19 protein-coding genes are annotated in these 22,230 nt (G+C 70.8%); 11 read left to right on the forward strand and 8 right to left on the reverse strand.

Annotated features, from left to right (window positions below; all coding sequences use genetic code 11):
• Positions 1-152: 152 nt before the first annotated feature.
• The 3 genes from ABZ370_RS29125 to ABZ370_RS29135 all read right to left on the reverse strand — a co-directional run bounded on the left by ABZ370_RS29125 (position 153) and on the right by ABZ370_RS29135 (position 2,732).
• Complete coding sequence (locus ABZ370_RS29125) at positions 153-341, reverse strand: FxLD family lanthipeptide (RefSeq protein WP_358626453.1); 189 nt, start codon at positions 339-341, stop codon at positions 153-155.
• Between the two features lie 207 nt (positions 342-548).
• Positions 549-1,868 carry a tetratricopeptide repeat protein gene (locus ABZ370_RS29130; RefSeq protein ID WP_358626455.1) on the reverse strand — a complete coding sequence of 440 codons (1,320 nt, stop codon included), beginning with the start codon at positions 1,866-1,868 and terminating at the stop codon, positions 549-551.
• Between the two features lie 78 nt (positions 1,869-1,946).
• Positions 1,947-2,732, reverse strand: coding sequence for an ATP-binding protein (locus ABZ370_RS29135; protein WP_358626457.1), 786 nt, complete (start codon positions 2,730-2,732; stop codon positions 1,947-1,949).
• A 475-nt stretch (positions 2,733-3,207) separates the two neighbouring features.
• Between ABZ370_RS29135 and ABZ370_RS29140 the strand changes: the two genes are divergently transcribed.
• Together ABZ370_RS29140 and ABZ370_RS29145 are read left to right on the forward strand one after the other, a co-directional pair.
• Positions 3,208-4,368, forward strand: coding sequence for a Tat pathway signal protein (locus ABZ370_RS29140; protein WP_358626459.1), 1,161 nt, complete (start codon positions 3,208-3,210; stop codon positions 4,366-4,368).
• 73 nt (positions 4,369-4,441) lie between these two features.
• Positions 4,442-4,906 (forward strand): SAM-dependent methyltransferase, encoded by a 465-nt coding sequence (locus ABZ370_RS29145; RefSeq protein WP_358626694.1) that lies wholly within the window; start codon positions 4,442-4,444, stop codon positions 4,904-4,906.
• A 1-nt stretch (position 4,907) separates the two neighbouring features.
• Here ABZ370_RS29145 and treY read toward each other — a convergent pair whose 3' ends face one another.
• The 3 genes from treY to glgX all read right to left on the reverse strand — a co-directional run bounded on the left by treY (position 4,908) and on the right by glgX (position 10,417).
• On the reverse strand, positions 4,908-7,352 hold the full coding sequence (gene treY / locus ABZ370_RS29150) for a malto-oligosyltrehalose synthase (protein WP_358626461.1): 2,445 nt from the start codon (positions 7,350-7,352) through the stop codon (positions 4,908-4,910).
• A gap of 102 nt (positions 7,353-7,454) precedes the next feature.
• The gene (locus ABZ370_RS29155; RefSeq protein ID WP_358626463.1) at positions 7,455-8,216 is read right to left on the reverse strand and encodes a methyltransferase domain-containing protein; all 762 of its coding nucleotides are present in this window, start codon (positions 8,214-8,216) and stop codon (positions 7,455-7,457) included.
• Positions 8,217-8,278: 62 nt separating this feature from the next.
• Positions 8,279-10,417, reverse strand: a complete 2,139-nt coding sequence (gene glgX / locus ABZ370_RS29160; RefSeq protein WP_358626465.1) for a glycogen debranching protein GlgX — start codon at positions 10,415-10,417, stop codon at positions 8,279-8,281.
• 278 nt (positions 10,418-10,695) lie between these two features.
• Here glgX and ABZ370_RS29165 point away from each other — a divergent pair, with 278 nt between their 5' ends.
• The 6 genes from ABZ370_RS29165 (at position 10,696) to ABZ370_RS29190 (ending at position 17,190) form a co-directional block, all read left to right on the forward strand.
• Entirely contained in the window at positions 10,696-11,466 is a 771-nt protein-coding gene (locus ABZ370_RS29165) for a Tat pathway signal sequence domain protein (protein ID WP_358626467.1), read from the forward strand.
• 113 nt (positions 11,467-11,579) lie between these two features.
• Entirely contained in the window at positions 11,580-12,890 is a 1,311-nt protein-coding gene (locus ABZ370_RS29170) for a copper amine oxidase (protein ID WP_358626469.1), read from the forward strand.
• Between the two features lie 94 nt (positions 12,891-12,984).
• Complete coding sequence (locus ABZ370_RS29175) at positions 12,985-14,241, forward strand: SAV2148 family HEPN domain-containing protein (protein ID WP_358626471.1); 1,257 nt, start codon at positions 12,985-12,987, stop codon at positions 14,239-14,241.
• Positions 14,242-14,472: 231 nt separating this feature from the next.
• A complete protein-coding gene (locus ABZ370_RS29180) occupies positions 14,473-15,657 on the forward strand; it encodes a 4-hydroxybenzoate 3-monooxygenase (protein ID WP_358626696.1) in 1,185 nt (394 codons plus the stop codon).
• Positions 15,658-15,668: 11 nt separating this feature from the next.
• The gene (locus ABZ370_RS29185) at positions 15,669-16,106 is read left to right on the forward strand and encodes a glutaredoxin domain-containing protein (RefSeq protein ID WP_358626473.1); all 438 of its coding nucleotides are present in this window, start codon (positions 15,669-15,671) and stop codon (positions 16,104-16,106) included.
• 88 nt (positions 16,107-16,194) lie between these two features.
• Complete coding sequence (locus ABZ370_RS29190; protein WP_358626475.1) at positions 16,195-17,190, forward strand: aldo/keto reductase; 996 nt, start codon at positions 16,195-16,197, stop codon at positions 17,188-17,190.
• On the opposite strand, the gene ABZ370_RS29195 is transcribed toward ABZ370_RS29190, so the two are convergent.
• Positions 17,144-18,016 (reverse strand): ATP-binding cassette domain-containing protein, encoded by an 873-nt coding sequence (locus ABZ370_RS29195; RefSeq protein WP_358626477.1) that lies wholly within the window; start codon positions 18,014-18,016, stop codon positions 17,144-17,146. The two genes, ABZ370_RS29190 and ABZ370_RS29195, sit on opposite strands and share 47 nt — an antisense overlap.
• Positions 18,013-18,711 (reverse strand): FCD domain-containing protein, encoded by a 699-nt coding sequence (locus ABZ370_RS29200; RefSeq protein ID WP_358626479.1) that lies wholly within the window; start codon positions 18,709-18,711, stop codon positions 18,013-18,015. Before ABZ370_RS29200 ends, ABZ370_RS29195 begins: the two co-directional genes overlap by 4 nt.
• A 197-nt stretch (positions 18,712-18,908) precedes the next feature.
• Between ABZ370_RS29200 and ABZ370_RS29205 the strand changes: the two genes are divergently transcribed.
• Genes ABZ370_RS29205 through ABZ370_RS29215 form a run of 3 tightly spaced genes read left to right on the forward strand, consistent with a single transcriptional unit; the run spans position 18,909 to position 22,212 of the window.
• Positions 18,909-19,997 (forward strand): radical SAM protein, encoded by a 1,089-nt coding sequence (locus ABZ370_RS29205; RefSeq protein WP_358626481.1) that lies wholly within the window; start codon positions 18,909-18,911, stop codon positions 19,995-19,997.
• Positions 19,994-20,716, forward strand: coding sequence for an iron-containing redox enzyme family protein (locus tag ABZ370_RS29210; RefSeq protein WP_358626483.1), 723 nt, complete (start codon positions 19,994-19,996; stop codon positions 20,714-20,716). The genes ABZ370_RS29205 and ABZ370_RS29210 overlap by 4 nt, the downstream gene beginning before the upstream one ends.
• Positions 20,716-22,212: an MFS transporter gene (locus ABZ370_RS29215; RefSeq protein WP_358626485.1), complete on the forward strand. Its 1,497-nt coding sequence runs from the start codon at positions 20,716-20,718 to the stop codon at positions 22,210-22,212. Before ABZ370_RS29210 ends, ABZ370_RS29215 begins: the two co-directional genes overlap by 1 nt.
• The last annotated feature ends 18 nt before the right edge of the window (positions 22,213-22,230 follow it).

Raw genomic sequence — 22,230 nt, forward strand, 5'->3', positions numbered from 1 at the left:
CGCTACCGCAGGTGCCTGGATCGGTGGCGCGCGGGGCGCGCGGGTAACCGCGTGAAATGGGGCCGGGCTAACCGGGGCGGGAAGGGGGGGGCCCGGGGGGGCGGGGGGAGTCCCCCCGGCCCGCCAGGGCGCGGCTGCTGCTGTGCGTCAGATCAGTCGCTGGTGCAGGATGAATCGCACGTCGACTCGCAACCGTCGCTGGTGTCGCAGTCGTCCGACGCCACCGGACGCGGGGCGTCCGTGATCGACACGTCGAGCTGCCACTCCTCGTCCGAGAACGGGAAAGTGGCGGTGGTCGGCCCGGTGGCCGGGGCGGTCTTCTTGGCAATCTGAACGGTCATCTCAGTGCCTCCGAGATGCTGGGCGGTACTGCTTGCGCGACGCGCGAGCAGGGGAGCGCGGGGCTCCCGTATCCGGCTGCCGTCGTGCAGCGTGCAGCCGGATGCGCGAACACCGCAGTCACCGTCGTTCGGGGGCGCACCCCGTCTTATAACGCTGGCCAGGACCTACGGCCCGGATAGGGTCACCGGTCGGCCAGGCGCAGTGACTCATGTCAGCTCTCGGAGGCGCTGGCGCAGTCTCTCCGCATCCTGCGGATTGATCTGGTCGTACCGCTCCAGGGATGCCGTGTAGTACTGGGTGGCATGGGCGGTGTGTGCCTGGTCCTGGGCAGTCTGGCCCAGCATTTCCAGTGTCCGGGCAATCCAGCGTGGTGAGTTGGCTTCCTCGAACTCCTTCCGCGCCTGGTGCAGCAGGCGCACTGCCTCGGGGAAGACGCCGAGGAGGGCGTGCGCTCGGCCCAGCCATGCCAGGGCGCGGGCGGCGTCGAAAGAGTCGCAGTCAGCCAGCACCGAGCGCGCGGTCATGAAGTGGTCCATCGCCTCTGGGACGTTCCGGGCCTCCAGACGGATGCGGCCGAGGATGATCTCGGTGAGTGCCGCGCCGCGCCGGTCGCCTTGGGCCAGCCGCATTTGCCGGGCTCGGATGAGGAGCAGTTCGGCCTCATCGGCGCTGCCCATCGCGTGACGAGTGACGCCAAGCTCGTACAGGGCCTGCGCCTGCATGCGCCGATCGTCCGCTCCGTCGGCCAGGGCCAGGGCTTGGCCGAAGCAGTCGATGGCATCGCGGTGCCGACCGCTGGAGCGCAAGCCGACGCCCCAGGTGTTGAGCAGGACGCGCTCAGCCTCCTGGGCACCGCATCGAGCGGCGGCCCGGATGGCCATCGGGTGTGCCTCATCCCACAGCGCGTAGTGGTGATGGCAGCGCCACCAGGGCCACATTGCGTGCACCAGCTGCCAGACCATCGTGTCGATCCCTGATGCCTCGGCTTGGCGCGCGCCCTGCATGACGTTGTGGTGCTGGGAGTCGAGCCAGGCCCTGGCCCCGATGTCGTCGTTGAACGGGATCTGCTCGGTGAGGTAGACGTAGTCGCGGTCCAGGCGGCAATGGCTGGGGGTCAGCCTTCTCTCTGCTTCGGTGGCGCAGATGAGGTACCAGTCCAGCAGACGCCGGACCGCTCCCTGCCGACCCTCGTCTTCCTGGGCCCGGGCGTGGTCGCGTACGGCGTCGTGAAGTCGGTACACAGGTCCGGACCGGCCCGGAAGGTGGCCGAATTCTTCGAGCAGGTGGGCCGCTGACAGGGCTTCGAGCAGCGTGGCGGCCTTCTCGCGCGGGAGCACGCAGGCCGCCGCAACCATGTCGGGGTCGATGTCGAAGGCGGGCAGCGAGGCGAACAGCCGGTATACGCGGGCGGCGTCCGGCTGCAGTGCCTTGTAGGCGCTGTCCGATGCTGTCGCCGCGGCTTGGTGATGGTGGTGACCGGCTGAGTGTCCGGGGACGGTCGGGTCACCTGGTCGGCTCTGGTTCATCTTTTGCCTCTGGGCGGTGTGAATGGTGGTCAGTTGTGCCGTTGAGAGGACGGACGATGGCTGTTTTCATGGAGAGGTTCATGCTCGGGATGGGGCTGCGAAGGTGCACCAAGTGGTCGTGCCGTCTGGAGACGTTCCCCAGTCACCGTCGTGCTCGGCGACGATGCATGTGACGAGATGAATTCCCCGCCCGCTCTCGGAAAGCGGTTCGGTGTCTCGCCTCTGCGGACGTTCAGAAGACTCGTCCCTCACTCGGATCACGACTGCGCCGTCCTGATAGCCCATTGAGAAACCGACGCTCTCGCCGCGGCCGTGTTCGAGGGCGTTGGTGATGAGTTCGCTGACTGCGAGTGTGACGGGTTCAAAGAGTTCGGGAAGGTGGTGATCCCGCAACCAAGCTGAGGCAAGTCCACGCATCTCCCTGACACGAAGCGCATCCTCGGGACGCAGGCCCTCGCCGAAGTCTCGCGCCTTGCAAGTGAACACCACTTCCATCCAGCGGAATTGTCGGACCCGCCAATCTCCAGGAATCGCATCGCACGCCGACGTTGCATTTTCGTCGAGCAGATGAACAAGATCACGAGCTGCCCGTGCGAGATACTGCCAACTGTCTGACTGTCGAGGGGTCTGAAGCCACACCCGGGCATTGCTGATGGCCGCGCCTTCGATGGGGAGGAGGCCGCTGTCGCGACGGTTCGCCATTTCTTCCACTGCCGGGATCAATACCGTGATGTAGTGGCGGATCTGATCACTCTCAGCTGTCCCCAAGGACAAGTTGAGCGAGGCTGATTTAAGGGCCCGATTCACCGCCTCGCGGATCGTACACACCTCCAGAACGCGGTGCGGGGAAGGCTTCTCACTCACCAGGAACCTCCCTCGCTGCCGGTCTGTCATCGGGTCACCAAGCAAACCCTGTTTCCAGCCCCGCGGGGAGGTCTCCACGGTCGGGAAGGTGGTCAAACTGGTAAAAGATCATTTTGCGCGTCTTGGTGCACAGCGGCATGATTGATGGCTACCTTCAGCTCACTTCCCACAACATCCTGCTGTCGCTTGAGGTTCCATGGTGGTAAGTGTGGTGAAGAATCACTTGAACGCGAGGAGGGCCCGAATGGCGCGCACACGGAACGAACGCCTGGCCGGTCTCCTGGGCGAAGCTGGCTGGTCTCGCGCGCAGGCCGCTGCCGCGTTCGTACGGGTGGCCCAGCAGAATGGCACCGAGGACCTCACTCACATTGGTCGTGGCCACATCACTATGTGGGTGGGTGGGTCCATCCCGTCGGGACAGGCCCCCGTAATCTTGTGCGAGGCGCTGTCCCGCCGTCTTGGTCGAGCTATCACCATGGATGAACTCGGGTTTGCAGCTCCCACCTCGTCGGTGCGCAGCGCGATGGATTGGCGCGTCGATCCGTTGATCGCGCTGACCGACTTAGGGAGGCTCGACTTGGATGTGATCCGTCGGCACGTGCTGTCGAACACCGTGTACTCGGTTGCGGGACTCACTTTGCCCCAGGAGGCATGGTGGTCGGATATGGCTGCTCACCGGCCCGATCGTGAACTTTCGCGCGCTCGCAAGGTAGGGCGCAGCGACGTCGATAGCGTTCAAGAGATAGTGGCAACCTTCTCCCGAATCGATCAGCGGCGAGGCGGAGGCCACGGTCGCCGAGCCCTCGTCGAGTATCTACGAACGGACGTTGCAGGCTTCCTCAGCGGCCACTTCTCCAACGCCCAGGTACGCCGCGACATGTTCTCGGCAGCGGCGGAACTGGCTTACCTCTCCGGCTGGATGGCCTTCGATAACCAGCAGCACGCCATCGCACAGCACTATTTCACCCTCTCGGTGAAGCTCGCAGCAACTGCCGACAACCCACCGCTCGTTGGGCACATCCTCCGTGCCATGGCCCACCAAGCCGTGGACCTCGGACATCATCAGCAAGCCCTGCACCTGGCAACAGCATCTATGAACGACAAGCGGTACAACTTGGCTACTCCGCGCGAGCGGGCACTCCTTGGAGTCATCTACGCCCGCAGTCTTGCGGCGACTGGTCAGAAGCATGCCGCTGCCCAGGCGCTGCTGAAGGCGGAAGATGATCTGACGGCGGCCACCCCCGACATCAAGGAACCGAGCCGGACCTTCTTCTTCGCGGAGGCAAGCCTTGCGCACGAGACGGCGTGCACACTTCGCGACAGCGGCGACCCCAAAGGGGCGGTGAGGGAGTTCCGTCGTAGCGTAAAGACACGGAAGGCATCCAGCTTCCGCCGCACCCATGCAGTCACCCTTGGTTACCTTGCCTCGGTTCAGGCATCTCAGGGCAGCCTCGAGGAGGCCTGTTCGACTTGGTCGCGGGCACTGGACGCCATGGAGGACGGCGTCTACTCCGGTAGGGCCAGGGACACCGTGGTGAATATGCGCAGGTTGTTGTCCCCGTACCGGCCTCGTGGAGTCCCGTTCATCAGCGAGCTCGATGCCCGAGCCGCCGCGTACCTGTCCCGAGTAGATTGATCGCACAAGGGGTGCGGGGCGCGGGCAGTCCTCCGTACACCTGGACCGGAGACGGATTGAGGGGAAGAGCATGATCGGTGCGCTCGAAATCAAGCCCATCGGGACTGTCGTCGGCGGGCGCGCTGAGCCGACGGACGACCACTGGAGCGGCACGGCTGTTATCCGGCTCGATCCGAGCTTCCCGGCGGAGGTGGTCCGAGGTCTCGACGAGTTCTCGCACCTGCTGGTCGTGTGGCACTTCCACAAGGCTTCGCCTGATGATGTCGCCCTGCATGCTCGCAGCCCGCGGAACAACCCCAGGTGGCCCGCCACGGGAACGTTCGTGCATCGCAATCACCGTCGACCGAATCAACTTGCCCAATCCTTCCCCCGTCTTCTGAAGGTCGACGGCCTGGATCTTCACGTGACGGACCTGGACGCCATCGACGGCAGCCCTGTTCTCGACCTCGCGCCCTATTTCAAGGAGATGGGCCCACGAGGCGAGGTGTCCGGGCCCAGCTGGCCGGGCGAGATGCTTGCGGACTACTGGGGCGGCTGAGTTAACGAACCAGGAGGGCCACCGGGAGTTGGTCCAGGAGGTCGGCCAGCGGGGTGGGGGTCTCGGCTGTTCGGTTGGTCAGCAGGTTTCGCCAGGGGCCGGGAGGGAGGGGGAGGTGGGTGCGGGGGTCCCAGCCGCCTGACTCCGTGAGGCGGTGGGAGAGGCGGGTGATGATGGTGATGGCGCCGGTGTTGGTGGCGTCGGTGGCGTCGGTGGCGGCTGTGCGGAGGAACGCTACGCAGTGGGCGGATGCCGGGCCCGCGGCGATCAGGGGGGTGTAGTGGCTGCCGGGGCCGAACCAGTGTGGGTGGTCGTGGCGCAGCCGCAGCGCCGCGCGGGTGAGCAGCAGCTTCTCGGCGGACAACGGGTCGTCGGCCGGTGGGGTGGCGTCCAGGGTGGGCGGGCGGCGGTTGTCCGGGTCGACCAGGGCGCGGTAGGCGCGTTCGGTGTCCAGGTACAGGTCGGGCACGCCCGGCATGGTCAGGTGCAGCAGGGCCGCGCCGAGCGTGTTGGCCCGGGCGGGGGCGGCGATTTCGGCCTCGAACGCCGCCCATGCCGGGGAGCGGGGGTCGCTTGGTCCGGCTTCCAGGTACGCGGTCACGGCGTCCTCGTAGGCGGCGTTCTGCTCGGTCCAGGTGGTGTGCAGACCCGCTTCGCGGACCGCCTTGTGCACCGCCGGGACGAGGCGTTCCGGGTCCGGGGTGCCGAGGCCGAGCGCGGTCTGCCAGGCCGTCCAGGCGAGGTGCGGATCGGGGGCCTCCGGCTGGGGCGCCAGGTCCGCGAGCAGCCGTCCCCACCAGGCCGGGGACTCGGTGAGGGCCGCGATCCGGGCCCGTACGTCCGCGCTGCGCTTGGTGTCGTGGGTGGTCAGCACCGTGCCGGTCGTCGGCCAGTCGCGCAGCGTCCGGGCGGCGAAGGCGTGGAAGTCCTCGGGGGAGACGGCCGGGTGTCCCGGGTTGCCGCCCACCTCCGCCGCCGAGAGCAGCGGGGTGTAGCGGTAGAAGGCGGTGTCCTCGACGGACTTGGCGCGCAGCGCGGCGGCGGTCTGGGCGAAGCGGGCGCAGAAGTCGTGGTGGTCCGGGCCGTCGCCGAGCCTGCCGAGCGCCGCGTCCCGCACGGTGTCCACTGCCCGGGCCTCGTCCATGACGGTGAAGGCGGTATGGGCGTCCCGCGCGGCCCGGTGCAGCAGCTCGGCGTCCGTCCCTGTCGCCGGGGCGTCGACCGTGGCGTACGGGCGGTACACCGGCAGCCGTACCAGCAGTGCGCGGATCGCCGTGCGCAGGGCCCAGGGCGCGTGGTCGCGCAGGGGCATCGAGGCCGCGCAGATCCGGGCGGCGGTGCGGGTCAGGCGTTCCACCTCGGTGGCCAGTTCATGCGTCACGACGTGCTCGGCGGCGCGGCGGACCGTGGCCGACCAGTCGCCGCCACGGTCCGGCGGGGCGGCGGTGAAGCTCAGGTAGGCGGCGGTCAGCTTCTCCAGGCCGTCCGGGTCGACGAAGAGGCCGTCGATGTGGTGCAGCGCGTCGTAGCCGGTGGTCCCGGCGACCGGCCAGGAGGCGGGCAGTGGTTCGTCGCGGGCGAGGATCTTCTCGACGACGGTCCAGCGGCCCTCGCCGCCCGTGGCCGCCCGTACCGCCTCGTCCAGCGCCCGCAGGTAGCCCTCGGGGTCGGCGAGGCCGTCCGGGTGGTCCACCCGCAGCCCGTCGATCACCCCGTCGCGCAGCAGCTCCAGCAGCTTGGCGTGGGTCGCGTCGAAGACCTCCGGGTCCTCGACGCGTACCGCGATCAGCTCGGAGATGGTGAAGAAGCGGCGGTAGTTCAGCTCGGTGCGGGCCAGCCGCCACCAGCCGAGCCGGTACCACTGGGCGTCCAGCAGCTCGGCGAGCGGCAGCCGCTCGGTGCCGGGCCGCAGCGGGAACTCGTGGTCGTAGTAGCGCAGCACCCCGTCGTCCCCGGGCCGCAGCCGCTCCCGCTCGTCGCCGAGCGGCCCGCCGAGCACGGGCAGCAACACCTTGCGGCTGTGCTCGGCCCAGTCGATGTCGAACCACCGGGCGTAACGCGACTCGGGGCCGTCCCGCAGCACCCCCCACAGCGGCCCGTTGAGCCGTTCCGGAACGGGCACCGCCATATGGTTCGGCACGATGTCGGCGATCAGCCCGAGGCCGTGCGCGCGGGCCGTGCGGGCGAGGGCGCGCAGCCCCTCCTCGCCGCCCAGCTCCGCCCGTACGGCGGTGGGGTCCACGACGTCGTAGCCGTGCGTCGACCCGGGGCAGGCCTCCAGGACGGGGGAGAGGTGCAGATGCGACACGCCGAGGGAGGCCAGATAGGGGACCGCGCGCTCGGCGGCCGCGAAGGGGAAACCGGGCTGGAGCTGAAGCCGGTAGGTGGCGGTGGGCGCGGTGGGGTAAGCCGGGGCGGGATGAGCCGGGGTTCGGTCAGCCATCATATGAACGTACGTACCCGCGCGGGGCGCCTCATGAGATGCCGCACCCCCATCCGGGTGCGCCCGGCTTCCCTCCGGGGCCTCTGCCCGGCCCGCGCTGCGGCTTCAGGAAGAGGTGGCCACCAGCAGGTCGACCAGGTAGGTCTCCTCCACCGTCCCGTCCGGGAAGATCTCGCGCAGGCGACCGCGCTCGTCAGCGAGGAACGCTTGGGCATCGGCCTCGCCGAGAACGAGAAACGCCGAATAACTGGCGATGTTGGCGAGGTGTGTGTCGAGGGGAACGGCTCGGCTCCAGCGCATTTGGCGGCGCGTGGAGTGGAGACCGGAGAGGCCCGCGAGCCGGACGGCACTGCTGTCGTCGGGACGCGCTTGGGGGACCGAACTCGCTCCGCAACGGGTGGTGATGCGCTCGGCCTGGGCGGCGATCCACGGCACGTCGAAGGCGGTGGTGTTCCACCAGAGCGCCAGCGCGCCGCCCGGACGCAGGACGCGCAGCGCCTCGGGGACGGACCGGTCGGTATCGGTCCAGTGCCAGGACTGCGCGTACGTGATCAGGTCGCAGGAGGCGCCGGCGAGTGGCAGGGCATTGCCGTCGCCCCGGACGATCGGCAGGTCCGGAAGCATGCGGCGGAACTGGGCAGCCATGCCGTCACCCGGCTCGACGGCGATCACATCGGCGCCGCGCTCGTGCAGTAAGGCGGTGGCGATTCCGGTGCCCGCGCCGATGTCGGCGACCCGGGCGCCGGGGAGGGGGCGTCCCATGAGCTCCTCGACGGTATCCAGGAGGGCAGGCGGGTAAGAAGGGCGGTTCGCGGCGTACTGCGCGGCGGCAGCGTTGAACGAATGGGCACGCGACTTGTCAGGCATCCGCCCATCCTCGTCGCGCCGGGGCGATACCCCAAGAGGAACGGGTCGATACCCAAGGCCCCTCAGGCCGGGCGCTGGAGGACCGTCAGGCTGCGGTCCAGCAGGGTCAGCCGGTCGCCCGCGGCGACCTTCTGGCCGCTGCCCGGCTCCACGCCCTCCGGGATCGCCGTGTCCACGATGACCTGCCACTGCTTGCCGTGGTCGACGGGGACGACGAAGTCCAGGGGCTCGTGGTGGGCGTTGAAGAGCAGCAGGAAGGAGTCGTCGGTGATGCGCTCGCCCCGCACCCCCGGCTCGGAGATCGCGCTGCCGTTGAGGAAGACCGCGAGGGACTTGGCGTGGGCGGCCTGCCAGTCGCGCGGGCGCATCTCCTCGCCCTCGTGGGTGAACCACGCGATGTCGGACAGCTCGTCGTGGGTGCCCTCCACCGGGCGGCCGTGGAAGAAGCGGCGGCGGCGGAAGACCGGGTGGTCGCGGCGGAGCCAGATCAGGGAGCGGGTGAAGCGGAGCAGCTCCAGGGCCTCCCGGTCGCCCTCGGCGGCGTCCTTGCCGGCGAGCGGCCACCGGACCCAGGAGACCTCGTTGTCCTGGCAGTACGCGTTGTTGTTGCCGTCCTGCGTGCGGGCGAACTCGTCGCCGTGGCTGAGCATGGGCACGCCCTGGGAGAGCATCAGGGTGGCGATGAAGTTGCGCATCTGGCGGCGGCGCAGCGCCCGGACCCCGGGGTCGTCGGTCTCGCCCTCGGTGCCGCAGTTCCATGAGCGGTTGTAGCTCTCGCCGTCCTGGTTGGACTCCCCGTTGGCCTCGTTGTGCTTCTCGTCGTAGCTCACCAGGTCGCGGAGGGTGAAGCCGTCGTGGCAGGTGACGAAGTTGACGGAGGCGAGCGGGCGGCGGCCGTCGTTCTGGTAGAGGTCGGAGGAGCCGGTGAGCCGGGAGGCGAATTCGGCCAGCGTGCGCGGCTCACCGCGCCACAGATCGCGCACCGTGTCCCGGAACTTTCCGTTCCACTCGGTCCACAGCGGCGGGAAGTTCCCCACCTGGTAGCCGCCCTCGCCGACGTCCCACGGCTCGGCGATCAGCTTCACCTGGCTGACCACCGGGTCCTGCTGCACCAGGTCGAAGAACGACGACAGCCGGTCCACCTCGTGGAACTGACGGGCCAGCGTCGCCGCCAGATCGAAGCGGAAGCCGTCCACCCGCATCTCGGTCACCCAGTACCGCAGCGAGTCCATGATCAGCTGGAGTACCTGCGGACTGCGCATCAGCAGGGAGTTCCCGGTGCCGGTGGTGTCCATGTAGTACCGCCGGTCCTCGGTCAGCCGGTAGTACGAGGCGTTGTCCAGCCCCCGGAACGAGAGCGTCGGGCCCAGGTGGCTGCCCTCGGCGGTGTGGTTGTAGACGACGTCGAGGATGACCTCGATGCCCGCCTGGTGCAGCGCCCGCACCGCCGATTTGAACTCCAGCACCTGCTGCCCCCGGTCGCCCCAGGACGCGTAGGCGTTGTGGGGGGCGAAGAAACCGATGGTGTTGTAGCCCCAGTAGTTGGCGAGCTCCGCGTCGACCAGCCGGTGGTCGTGGACGAACTGGTGTACGGGCATCAGCTCCAGCGTGGTGACGCCCAGTTCCGTCAGATGTTCGATGATCGCCGGATGGGCCAGCGCCGCGTAGGTCCCGCGCAGCTCGTCCGGAAGCCGTGGATGGCGCATGGTCAGGCCCTTCACATGGGCCTCGTAGATGACCGTGCGGTGGTAGTCGGTGCGCGGCGGCCGGTCGTCGCCCCAGTCGAAGTACGGATTGACCACGACCGAGGCCATCGCGTGGGGGGCCGAGTCCAGGTCATTGCGCTTGTCGGGGCGGTAGAAGTGGTAGCCGTAGACCTCCTCGCCCCAGTCGATCTTTCCGCTGATGGCCTTGGCGTACGGGTCCAGCAGCAGCTTGGCTGAATTGCAGCGGTCTCCGTGCTCCGGCTCGTACGGGCCGTGGACCCGGAAGCCGTAGCGCTGACCGGGCATGATGCCCGGCAGATAGGCATGGCGGACGAACCCGTCGGTCTCGCGCAGCTCGACCGCCGTCTCCGAGCCGTCGTCGTGCAGTAGACACAGTTCGATCCGCGTGGCGGCCTCGGAGAACACCGCGAAGTTGGTTCCGGCGCCGTCGTACGTGGCGCCCAGGGGATAAGCGTGTCCCGGCCAGACCTGCATACGGCGACTCTTCCACTTCTTCTCCCGGGGCCGCGCGCACCGCCGACCCCGGACCGGACCGACCGACGACGCATCCTTTCCCAACTTCCGCGCGAGAACGGCGGTTTCCGCGGAACTTCCGCGTAACGGAGGCAACCTACGGCCATATCGGTTCGTCCTACCGAGTGACCTTGAGGTATGCGATATCCGGCTATCCCGGGGCATACAGATAGATGGGATCACTGGGGGGATTGGGGAAGAACGTGCGCAAGTTGAACCATCGCCATCTGGGGAGACTGATGGCGGGCGCGGCCGTGGCCGCCACGGCGTCGGCGGTCATGATCGGGGTGACGCTGCCGGACAGCGCGTCCGGCGACGAGGGGAAGGGCGGCGGACCGCAGAGTTCCGCGGCGGAGCAGGGGCAGGCGGCCCGGCAGTTCCCCGGCGTGGTCGAGTCCGCGCCCGTCCAGGTGAAGTCCGGCACCGGCCGGGACCCGCTCACCGACACCGAGCTGAAGCGCGCCCGGTCGCTCGCGCTCGGCCATGCCTTCCAGAGCAGCGGCAAGGACGTCACGGGCGGCCGGGGCCCGGAGCAGCTCTCCACCGACCTCGCCGAACTGACTCCGGACGAGGCCGGCGCGGCCGATCCGCCCCGCCGCGCCGACGTCACGTTCTACGACTACAGCGACGACACCTATGTGACGAAGACCGTCGACCTGGGCTCGGGCAAGGTCGAGCACACCGACACCCAGCGCGGCGTCCAGCCGCCGCCCGACCGGGACGAGGCGCGCGAGGCGGCCCGGCTGCTGATCGCCGACAAGCTCGGTCAGGGGCTCAAGAACGACTTCAAGGACGCCACCGGCAAGGCGCTGACCAGCCCCGATCAGCTGCTCGTCACCGGCTTCGTCTACCGCACGGGCGTGGACGGCCCGGGCCCCGCCGCCACCCGGGACTGCGGCAAGCACCGCTGCGTACGGCTGTTCACCAGGATCGCGGGCGGCCCCTGGATCGACACCCGGCAGCTGGTGATCGACCTCAGCGCCCGCTCCGTCGCCCGGCTGGGCTCGTAGGACATCTCCGTACGCCCCGCGCCCTCACAGCCGGGCTCGTAGGACCCCTCCGTACGCCCCGCGCCCTCACCCCCTCTGTGACAGGAGCCAACCCCATGCGTGCCATGCGTGCCATGCGTGAAAGAAGGCTGAGCAGGACCCGCACCCGGTTCGCGGCGGCCCTCGGCGCCTCGGCGCTGATCGGCTCGGTGGCCGTCGCCGCCGGACCGGCGCAGGCCGCGCCGCGGACACCGGCCAAGGCCCCGGCGGCCGCCGCGGACTGCAGCGCCGCCTACCAGATCCAGGAGACCCTGGACGGCGGCACCGTCTGGCGGATGTGCTGGCACTACGAGAGCAAGGCCGGGCTGGTGCTCGACGACGTCTCGTATCAGCCCAAGGGCGAAGCCCGCCCGATCAAGGTGCTGACGTCGGCGAAGCTCGGCCAGATCCACGTCCCGTACGACGACGGCAAGGCCGAGTACGACGACCTCACCGGGCAGGGCTTCGCCCAGGGGCTGCAGCAGCTGGCCCCGGCCGAATGCCCCGGCGGCACCATCAAGACCGTACGGGTGCCGGACGCCTGGGACCCCGCCCACCCGAACATCAAGGGCCTGTGCGCCACCACCCGGGCCCGCGGCCACGCCTACCGCATGAACGACGGCCAGAAGCTCTACCAGGCCCAGGGCAAGGACCTGCTGGTCTACACCGTCAACCAGGTCGGCTGGTACGAGTACATCACCGAGTGGCGGTTCGCCGGTGACGGCACCATGTCGATGCAGGTCGGCGCCACCGGCACGCTCTCCCCGGTGGACTACGACGCGGGCGACGGCCGGGGCTGGCCGATCGGCAAGGGCGCCAAGGACTACGCCACCAGCCATGCCCACAACGTCTTCTGGCGGCTGAATTTCGGCCTCGACGGCTCGCCGAAGAGCAAAGTCGAGCAGTACGACTCCAAGACCACGGTCACCGCCGGCCGGACCCCCACGACCAAGACCACCCGAACCCCGGTCGGCAAGGAGCTGGCGGGCGACGCGGCCGGGTCGCGCTGGTGGCGTGTGGTGAGCACGGCGGGCAAGAACAAGGACGGCCATCCGCGCAGCTACGAGATCGTTCCCGGCCACACCAGCAAGTACCAGGGACGCAGCTATACCAAGCACGACGTCTACTTCACGCAGTACAACAAATGTGAACAGTTTGCGAGCAACAATCTGGCGAACTGCGGTGCCGGGGCCGGTAAGAGCGTCGACAAATGGGTCAATGGCCAGACCCTGACCCACCCGGTGGTGTGGGTCAACATCGGGTTCCACCACATCGCCCGTGATGAGGACCAGGAACCGATGCCGCTGCACTGGCAGGGCTTCCAGCTCGCGCCCCGCGATGTGACCGCGATGAACCCGCTGACGCCGCCTGCACTCTCCGGTCACAACGGCCATACACAAGAATAAGGTTGACCTTCAGCCCGACCGGAGTGTCGCACCGCCCCCTGCCGAGCAGTAGTCTGCGGTGATCGTTGGAGCGGGGGCGGAAGGCGGTGCACAGGTGAGCTCGGGCGGGCTGGAGCTGCCCCCTGGTGACGGAGGTCCCGGGGGCGACGGCTCCACCGAGGCACCCCCCGGCGCGGTGTCCCTGGTGCGGCCGATGGAGATCGGAGCGGAACTGGACTGGGGCGCCGACGCCTGGGCCGAGGTGCGGACGCGGGCACGGCGGGCCGGGCGGGCCTACATCTGGCTGAATCTGGTCGAACAGCGGCTGCGTGCGGTGGTCGGCGCGGTGCTTCGGCCGATCTACGAACCCGTCCACGGCGCCGACTGGGTCATCGCCGCCGCCGGACCGGCCGGCCAGGAGTGGGTGCAGCGGGCCGTGGCGGTACGGGAGGTGAGCCGCCGCAAGGGCTATCTGCTCGACCCGGCCGACGACAACGTGCTCAGCTTTCTCACCCTGCCCCAGCTGCGCGAGCTCCTCGTCCAGCACTGGCCGTGCTTCGAGCCCTACCTGGACGACCGGCGCGAGGTGGAGCTGGCTCTCGACGAGCTGGAGGTCGCCCGCAACGTCGTCTCCCGCAACCGCGCCCTGTCCGGGACCGTGCTCGCCCAGGCCGAGCGCGCCTCCGCCCGGCTGCTGGAGATCCTCGGCAGCGGCACCGGGAACCCCGCCACCGACCGGCTGCCCATCGACGCCGTCGAGGACCTGGTCGGCGACCGGTACGCGGACGTGGTGGGCGTCCACTCCGACCGGGTGCGGCTCCAGCGGCAGCTGCCCGTCGAGGACCTGTTCGCGGGCGCCCGGCGGCTGGACGCGGTCGGCATCGGGCTTAACCTCCTGGTCCAGAACTACTCCGGCCGCCGCCTGGTCCGGCTGGCCGAGGCCGGGTGCCGGGCCCGGCTGCTCTTCCTCAACCCCGCGAGCAGCGCGGTGCGCAGGCGCGAGCGCGAACTGGGGCTCAAGAAGGGCGAGCTGAGCCGCTCGGTGGAGATGAACATCCTCCATATGCGCCGGGTGCGTGCCGCCCTGCGCGACCCGGGCGCCTTCGAGATCCACGTCTTCGACGAGACCCCCCGCTTCACCGCCTACCTGGTCAACGGCGACGGCTCCGACGGTCTCGCGGTCGTCCAGTCCTATCTGCGCAAGGCCCGTGGCATGGAGGCCCCGGTCTTGGTGCTGCGCGGCGGCGGCCGTGGCCGTGGCCACGAGGTGGTGCGCGAGGGGCGCGACCCGAACGAGGGCGACGGCGGGCTCTTCGGCACCTACCGCGAGGAGTTCGAGAGCGTCTGGTCGGACTCCCGGCCGGTCTCCTGAACTCTGGAGGGCGGGTCGCGGTGGTCTTGTCCGTACCGGCCGGACTGGAGACGATCAGAGCGCGGATGCCCGGCCTGGGCCGACACGGGAGGTGGCCAAGTGGCGGAAGAGCGCACGGAGCCGGGGGAAGCGCGGGAGCCGGAGGAATCGGGGGAGTCGGGGGAGCCGGGGGAATCGCGGGAGTCGCCCGAATCCACGAACGAGCGGGAGTCGCCCGAATCCACCACCGTTGTGGTGATCGGCGCGGGCCCGGCCGGGCTGACCGTCGCCAACCTGCTGCGGCGCAGCGGCATCGACTGCGTGGTCCTGGAACGCCGGTCCGGTGAGCGCGTGGCGCAGCGCCAGCGGGCGGGCATCGTCGAAACCCGCGCCGTGCGGATGTTCACCTCGTGGGGGCTGGCCGATCAAGTCCTCGGCGGCCCCCCGTCCGACGGCTTCATGGAGTTCCGCGTGGACGGCGAGAGCCACCTCGTGTCCGACGACGACGGCTCCGAAGGCCCCCGGGCCCGCCTCTGCACCCAGCAGATGCTGGTCCAGAAGCTCACCGCCGCCTACCTCGCCGACGGCGGCGACCTGCGCTTCGAGGCCGCCGACATCTCCCTGCACGATGTGGCCGGTGACCGCCCGACCGTCCGCTACCGCGCCGCCGACGGCACGCGCCGCGCCCTCACGTGTGCCTTCGTCGCCGGTTGCGACGGTGACCGTGGCGTCAGCCGGACCGCCGTACCCGACGGCGTTCTCACCACCCATACCTTCGATCACGGCATCGGCTGGCTCACCGTCCTGGCCGACGCCCCGCCCCCGGCCCGCCCGCTCCTCGCCGTCAGTTCCCACGGCTTCGCCGCCCACTTCGCCCGTGGCCCGCACGCCAGCCGCTACTACCTCCAGTGCCCGCCCGACGACCACCCCGAGGCGTGGCCCGACAGCCGCGTCTGGGACGCCCTGCGCACCCGGTTCGCCGACCCCGCCCTCGTCGCCGGGCCGATCACCGACCGCGAGATCTTCCGGCTGCGCGGCCACGTCCACGACCCCATGCGGTACGGCCGCCTCTTCCTCGTCGGCGACGCCGCCCACATCGTCTCCCCGCTGGGAGGCAAGGGCATGAACCTCGCCCTCTACGACGCGGACCTCTTCGTCCGCGCCGTCCGGGACTCCGTCCACGACCACGACGACACCGGCCTGGACGCCTACTCGCGGCGCTGCCTCCGCCGGGTCTGGAACGACCAGGAGTTCTCCCACTGGCTGACCCGGACCCTCCACGACGCCGGTGACGACGCCGGTGACGACGCCGAGTCCGGCTCCTTCCGGCGAGGACTGGCCCGCGCCAGGCTCGACCGCCTCTTCACCTCCCGCAGCGCCGCCCGCACCTTCGCGGAACTCCTCGCCGGGGTGAACCCCGCCCCGACGGATCGATAGCCTGCGTCTCCATGAGGCGTCCGTGGATTCTGCCGGTGTTGATCGTGCTCTGCGGCTCGGCCGTCGCGGCTGTGCTGCTCTTCAAGGGGGACACCGTCGCGGCCGTGGCGCTCTGGCTGGTGTTCGCGGTGCTCGCGGGCGTGAACTCGCCGCTGATCTTCCCGAGGTCGGTGAGCGAGCCGGAGGCGCGGCGCCGCAGCGCGGCCGACGGCCGTCCGGTGGTCTACTGGCGGCCGGGCTGCGCGTACTGCGTGCGGCTGCGTACCCGGTTGGGCCGTCGCGCCCGGAAGGCGCACTGGGTCAACATCTGGCGCGACCCGGCCGGAGCGGCGGCGGTGAGGGCGGTCAACGACGGCGATGAGACCGTGCCGACCGTCGTCGTGGGAGGCCAGGCGCACGTCAACCCCGATCCCGTCTGGGTGCGCGAACAGCTCTCCCAGCTCGCGTGACGACCGGTTTCCCCGTACCGGTTTCCCCGTACCGGTTTCCCCGTACCGCTTGCCTTCGAGCGCGCTTCAACTCCTACCGTTCACCCCCATGGAGACCATGGCGCACAACAGGACGCTGGGCCGTAGTGGCATCGAGGTGAGCGCCCTCGGCTTCGGCTGCTGGGCCATCGGCGGCGAGTGGTGGTCCGTCGACGGGCAGCCGCTGGGCTGGGGCAGGGTCGACGACGACGAGTCCGTACGGGCGGTCCGGCGCGCACTCGACCTCGGTGTCACGTTCTTCGACACCGCCGACGCGTACGGCACCGGCCACAGCGAACGCGTGCTCGGCCGCGCGCTCGGGAAGCGCCGCGGCGATGTCGTCGTCGCGACGAAGTGGGGCAACGTCTTCGACGAGCGCACCCGGACCCGCGAGGGCCAGGACGACTCCCCGGAGCATGTACGCCGCGCCCTGACCGCCTCCCTGCGGCGGCTGGACACGGACTACATCGACCTGTACCAGCTCCATATCTCCGACGCCGACCCCGAACGCGCCGCCCAGTTGCGCGAGGTCTGCGAGGAGCTGGTGCGCGAGGGGAGCGTCCGCGCGTACGCGTGGAGCACCGACGACCCCGCCCGGGCCGCCGTCTTCGCCGAGGGCCCGGGGTGCGCGGCCGTCCAGCACCGGCTGAACATCCTCCAGGACGCGCCCGAACTCCTCGCCCTGTGCGCGGAGTCGGACCTCGCGAGCATCGACCGCAGCCCTCTCGCCATGGGACTGCTCACCGGCAAGCACGCCCCCGGGCGCGCCCTGGAGAGCGGGGACATCCGCAACGCGCCCCCCGCCTGGCTGCCGGGGTTCACCGCGAACGAGGGCGCCGACCCGGTCTGGCTCCAGCGGGTCGACGCCCTGCGGTCCGTCCTCACCAGCGACGCCCGCACCCTCGCGCAGGGCGCCCTCGCCTGGATCTGGGCCCGGAGCACGCGGACGATCCCCATCCCCGGCTTCCGTACGGTCGCCCAGGCCGAGGAGAACGCGGGCGCGATCGCCAAGGGGCCGCTCAGCCCCCAGCAGATGGCCGAAGTCGACCGGACTCTGGGGCGGTGAGCGTGGTGGCGGCCGGCTGAGGGGACCGTACGGTACGGGCCGTCCAGCGGCCGTCGGTGCGGGTGATGTGGACCGGGTGGTCGAAGCACTTGGTGAGGTGGTCGGTGGTCACGACCTCGTCCACACCGCCCGACGCCAGGCACTGCCCGTCGCGCAGCAGCATCGCGTGGGTGGTGGACGCGGGCAGCTCCTCCAGATGGTGGGTCACCAGGACCGTGGCCAGCTCCGGGTGGGCGAGGCGCAGCGCGTCCAGGCTGTCCAGCAGCTGTTCGCGGGCGGCCAGGTCGAGGCCGGTGGCCGGTTCGTCGAGCAGCAGCAGCCGGGGCTCGGGCATCAGCGCCCGGGCGATCAGCACCCGGCCGCGCTGCCCCTGGGAGAGCGTCGGCCAGCGCGCGTCGAGCTTGTCGCCGATGCCCAGGGTGGTGAGCAGCCGCTCGGCCCGCTCGCGCTGGGCGGGGTCGGGGCGGCGGCGGGGGACCGGCTCGACGGTGTTGGTCAGCCCGGTCAGGACGACGTCCCGCGCCCGCAGCGGGGAGCGCAGTGGATGCCGGGGGTCGACGTGGCCCACGTACGCGCGCAGCTCCCGCAGGTCGACCCGGCCCAGGGTGCGCCCGAGCACCTCCACCGCGCCCCGGGTGGGGTGGGCGTGCGCGCCCAGCAGGCTGAGGAGAGTTGACTTGCCCGCGCCGTTGGGGCCGAGCAGGGCCCAGTGCTCGCCCTGGCGGACGGTCAGCGAGATGGAACGCAGCAGCTGGGCGCCGTCGCGGACCACATCGACGTCGTCGGCCTTCAGGACGGGGGCGTTCTGGGCGGGGGCGTGCGTCACTGTTCCTCCTCGGCGATGTGCGTCATCACGGATTCCAGGTTCTTCACGGTGGCGGCGACCGCGGCGTCGGGGTCGCCGTCCGCCAGGGCGTCCAGCAGCGCCGTATGGGCGCAGGTCAGATCGGGCAGCCCGGTCTCGTGGACGACCATCTCGACCAGCTCCTCGCGCAGCACCGGCAGGACGGCGGCGAACAGGCCGAGCAGCACGGCGTTGCCGGACAGCTCCACGACCGTGCGGTGGAAGGCCAGATCGGCGTCGACGAAGGCGGCGGGCCCGGCTCCGGCCGCCTTCTGGCGGCGCTTCAGATCGCCGGTGAGCCGGGTGAGGTCCTCGGGGCGCACCCGTCGCGCGGCCAGCCGGGCGGCCTCCACTTCGAGCGCCCGGCGGACCTGGTAGACCTCCAGCAGCCGGGCGCGGCGGAGCAGTTGCCGTACGTCGCGAGCCTCCCGCGCGTCCCGTGGCTCCTGGGCGGCGTAGGTGCCGGAGCCGTGGCGTACGTCCAGCAGGCCGTCGTGGGCCAGCAGTAGGACGGCCTCGCGCACCGAGGAGCGGCCGACGCCCAGTTCGGCGGCGAGGGCCACCTCGCTGGGGAGGCGCTCGCCGGGGCGCCAGCGGCCCTCGCCGAACATCGCGCGAAGAGCGTCCTCGACCTGCGGCACCACGCGCCCGCGGCGCGGCTGTGAGGCTTCCGCCATCTCGTCTCTCCCGACGGGCTGTTGATCATGTCCGATGGCCTCGCGGACTCTAACAGAAGTCCTCAGACGTCTGAGGACTTGGCCCGTACCGGTGGGCACAAGTGGTGCGCAACCGCCCGCAAACCGGCGCCCAAGCGGGCGGGCTCAAGCTGCCCTCGGGGGAAACACCACAGGCCGGAACCGGGGGGAGTGGTCCCGTGCACCTGCTCGATCTGCTCGCGGCCCGTGCCGAACCGGCGGCCGCGGTCCTCATGACCGTCACCCGGCGCTGCCCGCTCGCCTGCGCGCACTGCTCGACCGCCTCCTCGATGGCGAGCGAGCAGATCGACGCCGCCGTGCTGAAGCGTTTCGTCGGCACCTTCACCCCGGCCGACCGCCCCGAGTACGTCCTGCTGACGGGCGGTGAACCCCTGCTGCGGCCCCGGCTGGTCCGGGAGCTGGCGGAGCGCGTACGGGAGGTGGGCGGCCGGACCCAGTTGCTGTCCGGGATGTACTTCGCGGCCGGGGGCCGGATACCCGTACCGGTGCGGCGTGCCATCGACGCGGTGGACCACTTCGCGGCCAGCGTCGACGCCTTCCACGAACGCGAGGTGCCGCGCGCGGCGGTGCTGCGCGTCCTGCGGCAGCTCCTGGACGAGGGCAAGGACCTCAGCGTCCAGCTCACCGGCCGCACACCTGACGACCCGTACCTGCGCGAGGCCACCGAGGACATCCGCCGCGAACTGGACGACCGCGTCCCGGTCCTGGTGACCGTCGTACGGCGAGCGGGCCGCGCCCGAACCTGGCTCCCGGAGCCGGGGCCCGCCGCCGGGCACCGGAGCACCGTGCCTGTGCCGTGTTCGCTGGCCGCCTGGCCGGTGGTGTGCTTCGACGGCACCGTCGTGGGCTGTTGCAACCAGGACGTCGTCGACGCTGCCGCGCTCGGGCGCCTGCCCGATCATCTGCGGCTCGGGCACATCGCCCACGACGGCTGGGCGGCCATCCGCGAACGGCTGCTGGAACGCGCCCTGCTGCGCGGCATCCGGGCCTTCGGCCCTCGGCATCTGGCCTCGCTCGCGGGCGCCGGGTGCGACGGCTACTGCGCGGCGTGCGTGAACGCCCTCGGCGAGCCGGGGGCCGCCGCGCGGGCCGAGGCGGTGCTGGAGCGGCCGGGCGTGCGCGCGGTGGAGCGGCAGATCGCCCGGCTCACCCGCGAGGGCGGGGCGGAGACGTTTCTGCGGCGCTATGGGACCGAGGGATATCGCGAACTCGCCGCCCTCGGGCACGTAACGGGCGGTGCCCAATGACCGCCACGATCACCACGAGCGCCGCGCTCGACGCCAGGATCGGGCTGCTGCGGCCGGGGCTGCGGGCGACCCTGGCCCGGGTGTGGGCGGTGCCGGACCCGGCCGCCGTCTATCCCGAATACCTGCATCTGACACACCAGATCATCCGCGCGACCGTCCCCGTGATGGAGGCCGCCGCCGCCCGCAGCCGGGAGCTGGCGGACCGGGCGGGCGACCCGGTGGCGGCCGCGCTCGTCCCGTACTGGGCGAGCCACATCCCCGAGGAGCGGGGCCATGACACCTGGGTGTGCGAGGACCTGGCCGCCCTCGGCCATGACCCCGGCGAGCCCTGGCGGCGGATTCCGCCCGCCCCGGTGGCGGCGCTGGCGGGCGCGCAGTACTTCTGGATTCGGCAGCTCCACCCCGTCTGTCTGCTCGGCTATATCGCCGTACTGGAGGGCGACCCTCCGCACCCTCGCGCGGCCGAGCGGCTGAGCGCGCGCACCGGCCATCCGCGTGCCGCGTTCCGCACCCTCGCCCGCCACGCCGAGGAGGACCCCGGCCACCGGGACGCGCTGCGCCGTCTGCTCGACACGCTGCCGCTCGACACCCGGCTGCGGCGCGGGTTAAGCGTGTCCGCCCTGAACACCGTCCAGCTGCTGGTGGCCGCCTTCGGCGCCCTCGCCGACCAGTTCACCCCGCCGGGCGAGTTCACCCCGCCGGGCGACAGGAGCGTGTGATGGACCGGCTCTCGCTCACCGCGGCCCTGCGCCACCCCCGTTTCCGCCTGCTCTACGGCGGCCAGGCCATCTCCAGCGTCGGGGACTGGCTGGACTATCTCGCCCTCGTCGTCCTCCTCACCTACACCTGGGGCCACGGCGCGGGCGCGCTCGCCGCGCTCAGCGTGGCGGTGGCCGTCCCGATGGTGGCGCTCGCCCCGGTGGCCGGGGCGCTCGCCGACCGGATGAGCGACCGGATACGGGTGCTGGTCGGCTGCGATCTGCTCCGCGCGGCGCTGGCGCTCGGTTATCTCGCCGCGCCCAACCTGCCGGTGCTGCTGGGGCTCGTGGTGTGCAAGGTGTCCTTCGGGGCGCTGTTCAACCCCGTCCACCAGTCCACGCTGCGCTCGGTGGTGCCGGAGCAGGACCTGCTCTCCGCGATGTCGCTCACCGTCTTCACCAACCAGGCCGCCAAGGTGGCAGGACCGGCGATGAGCGGGCTGCTCATCGCGGGGTGGGGAGTGCGGGCGGCCTTCATCGTGGACGCCGTGACCTTCGTCGTCTCGGCCGCGCTGCTGTCCGCCGTACGGCTGCCACGCCGCCCGGACCCGAAGACCACGGCACCGGCCGGGGACGGGGAGCCCACGGGGCTGCGGGCGGACATCGCCGAGGGGATACGGTTCATCGCCCGCACCCCCGCGCTGATCGCGCTGATCGGCAGCGTCGCGGCGACCCTCTTCCTCGTCCTCACCTTCGACACCCTCTCCCCGCTGGCCATGCGCGAACTGGGCGTCGGCGAAACGTCCCTGGGCTACGTGGTGGCCGCGGTGGGACTCGGCGCGGCGCTCGGCACCCTGGCGATCAGCGGACGCGTCATGGAGGCGGGGCCGTTCGTGGTGCTGGGCGTGGCCCAGATCGTGGTCGGCGCGGCGGTCAGCGGCATCGGCACCGGACTGGGCCTCGGCGCCCACGGCATGGTCTGGCTGTGGATGCCCATCGCCGGGCTGCTCGGCTTCGCCGCCGCCGGGATCATGGTCGTCTTCCCGTACGTACTGCACCGCGAGACGCCCCCGGAGCTGACCGGCCGGGTCACCGCGATCGCCAACGCGTTCCCAGTGCTGCTCCAACTGGCCGCCCCACCGCTGGGCGCGGCGCTCGCCGGCTGGTCGGGCGTCGGCTTCGTGTTCCTGACCGCCGGACCCGCCCTCGCGGCGCTGGGAGCGGTGGTCTGGCTCTACGGGACGCGCGTCCGCCGCCACAGCCCGCGCAGCGACGATGAACAACCCCCACCACCCACCGGGAGGGCCGACACCATGCCGGACACACAGCGCCTGGACGCCCTGCGGGCCGCCGGGTTCCCCGTCGACGGACTCACCCCGGGGCAGCTGGACGCGCTCCACGGGCTCAGCGACGAGGAGGCCGACCTGCTGATCACCGTACAGCTGCGGCTCCACGCCACCGCCGACGAGGTGGAGGCGCACAGCGGGGAGCCCATCATCGGCGGCGTCCTGTTCTGAGCATTGACCTTCTGAGCT

Origin of the sequence: Streptomyces sp. NPDC005962 (assembly GCF_040629205.1) — a bacterium.
Lineage (GTDB): Bacteria > Actinomycetota > Actinomycetes > Streptomycetales > Streptomycetaceae > Streptomyces.

Excerpts from the sequence above, each read along its gene's own strand:
- treY (WP_358626461.1), bottom strand. The coding sequence starts at position 7,352 with ATGATGGCTGACCGAACCCCGGCTCATCCCGCCCCGGCTTACCCCACC.
- ABZ370_RS29170 (WP_358626469.1), top strand. The coding sequence starts at position 11,580 with ATGCGTGAAAGAAGGCTGAGCAGGACCCGCACCCGGTTCGCGGCGGCC.
- ABZ370_RS29130 (WP_358626455.1), bottom strand. The coding sequence starts at position 1,868 with ATGAACCAGAGCCGACCAGGTGACCCGACCGTCCCCGGACACTCAGCC.
- ABZ370_RS29185 (WP_358626473.1), top strand. The coding sequence starts at position 15,669 with ATGAGGCGTCCGTGGATTCTGCCGGTGTTGATCGTGCTCTGCGGCTCG.
- ABZ370_RS29210 (WP_358626483.1), top strand. The coding sequence starts at position 19,994 with ATGACCGCCACGATCACCACGAGCGCCGCGCTCGACGCCAGGATCGGG.
- ABZ370_RS29165 (WP_358626467.1), top strand. The coding sequence starts at position 10,696 with ATGGCGGGCGCGGCCGTGGCCGCCACGGCGTCGGCGGTCATGATCGGG.
- ABZ370_RS29200 (WP_358626479.1), bottom strand. The coding sequence starts at position 18,711 with ATGGCGGAAGCCTCACAGCCGCGCCGCGGGCGCGTGGTGCCGCAGGTC.
- ABZ370_RS29190 (WP_358626475.1), top strand. The coding sequence starts at position 16,195 with ATGGAGACCATGGCGCACAACAGGACGCTGGGCCGTAGTGGCATCGAG.
- glgX (WP_358626465.1), bottom strand. The coding sequence starts at position 10,417 with ATGCAGGTCTGGCCGGGACACGCTTATCCCCTGGGCGCCACGTACGAC.
- ABZ370_RS29215 (WP_358626485.1), top strand. The coding sequence starts at position 20,716 with ATGGACCGGCTCTCGCTCACCGCGGCCCTGCGCCACCCCCGTTTCCGC.
- ABZ370_RS29140 (WP_358626459.1), top strand. The coding sequence starts at position 3,208 with ATGGATGAACTCGGGTTTGCAGCTCCCACCTCGTCGGTGCGCAGCGCG.
- ABZ370_RS29155 (WP_358626463.1), bottom strand. The coding sequence starts at position 8,216 with ATGCCTGACAAGTCGCGTGCCCATTCGTTCAACGCTGCCGCCGCGCAG.
- ABZ370_RS29125 (WP_358626453.1), bottom strand. The coding sequence starts at position 341 with ATGACCGTTCAGATTGCCAAGAAGACCGCCCCGGCCACCGGGCCGACC.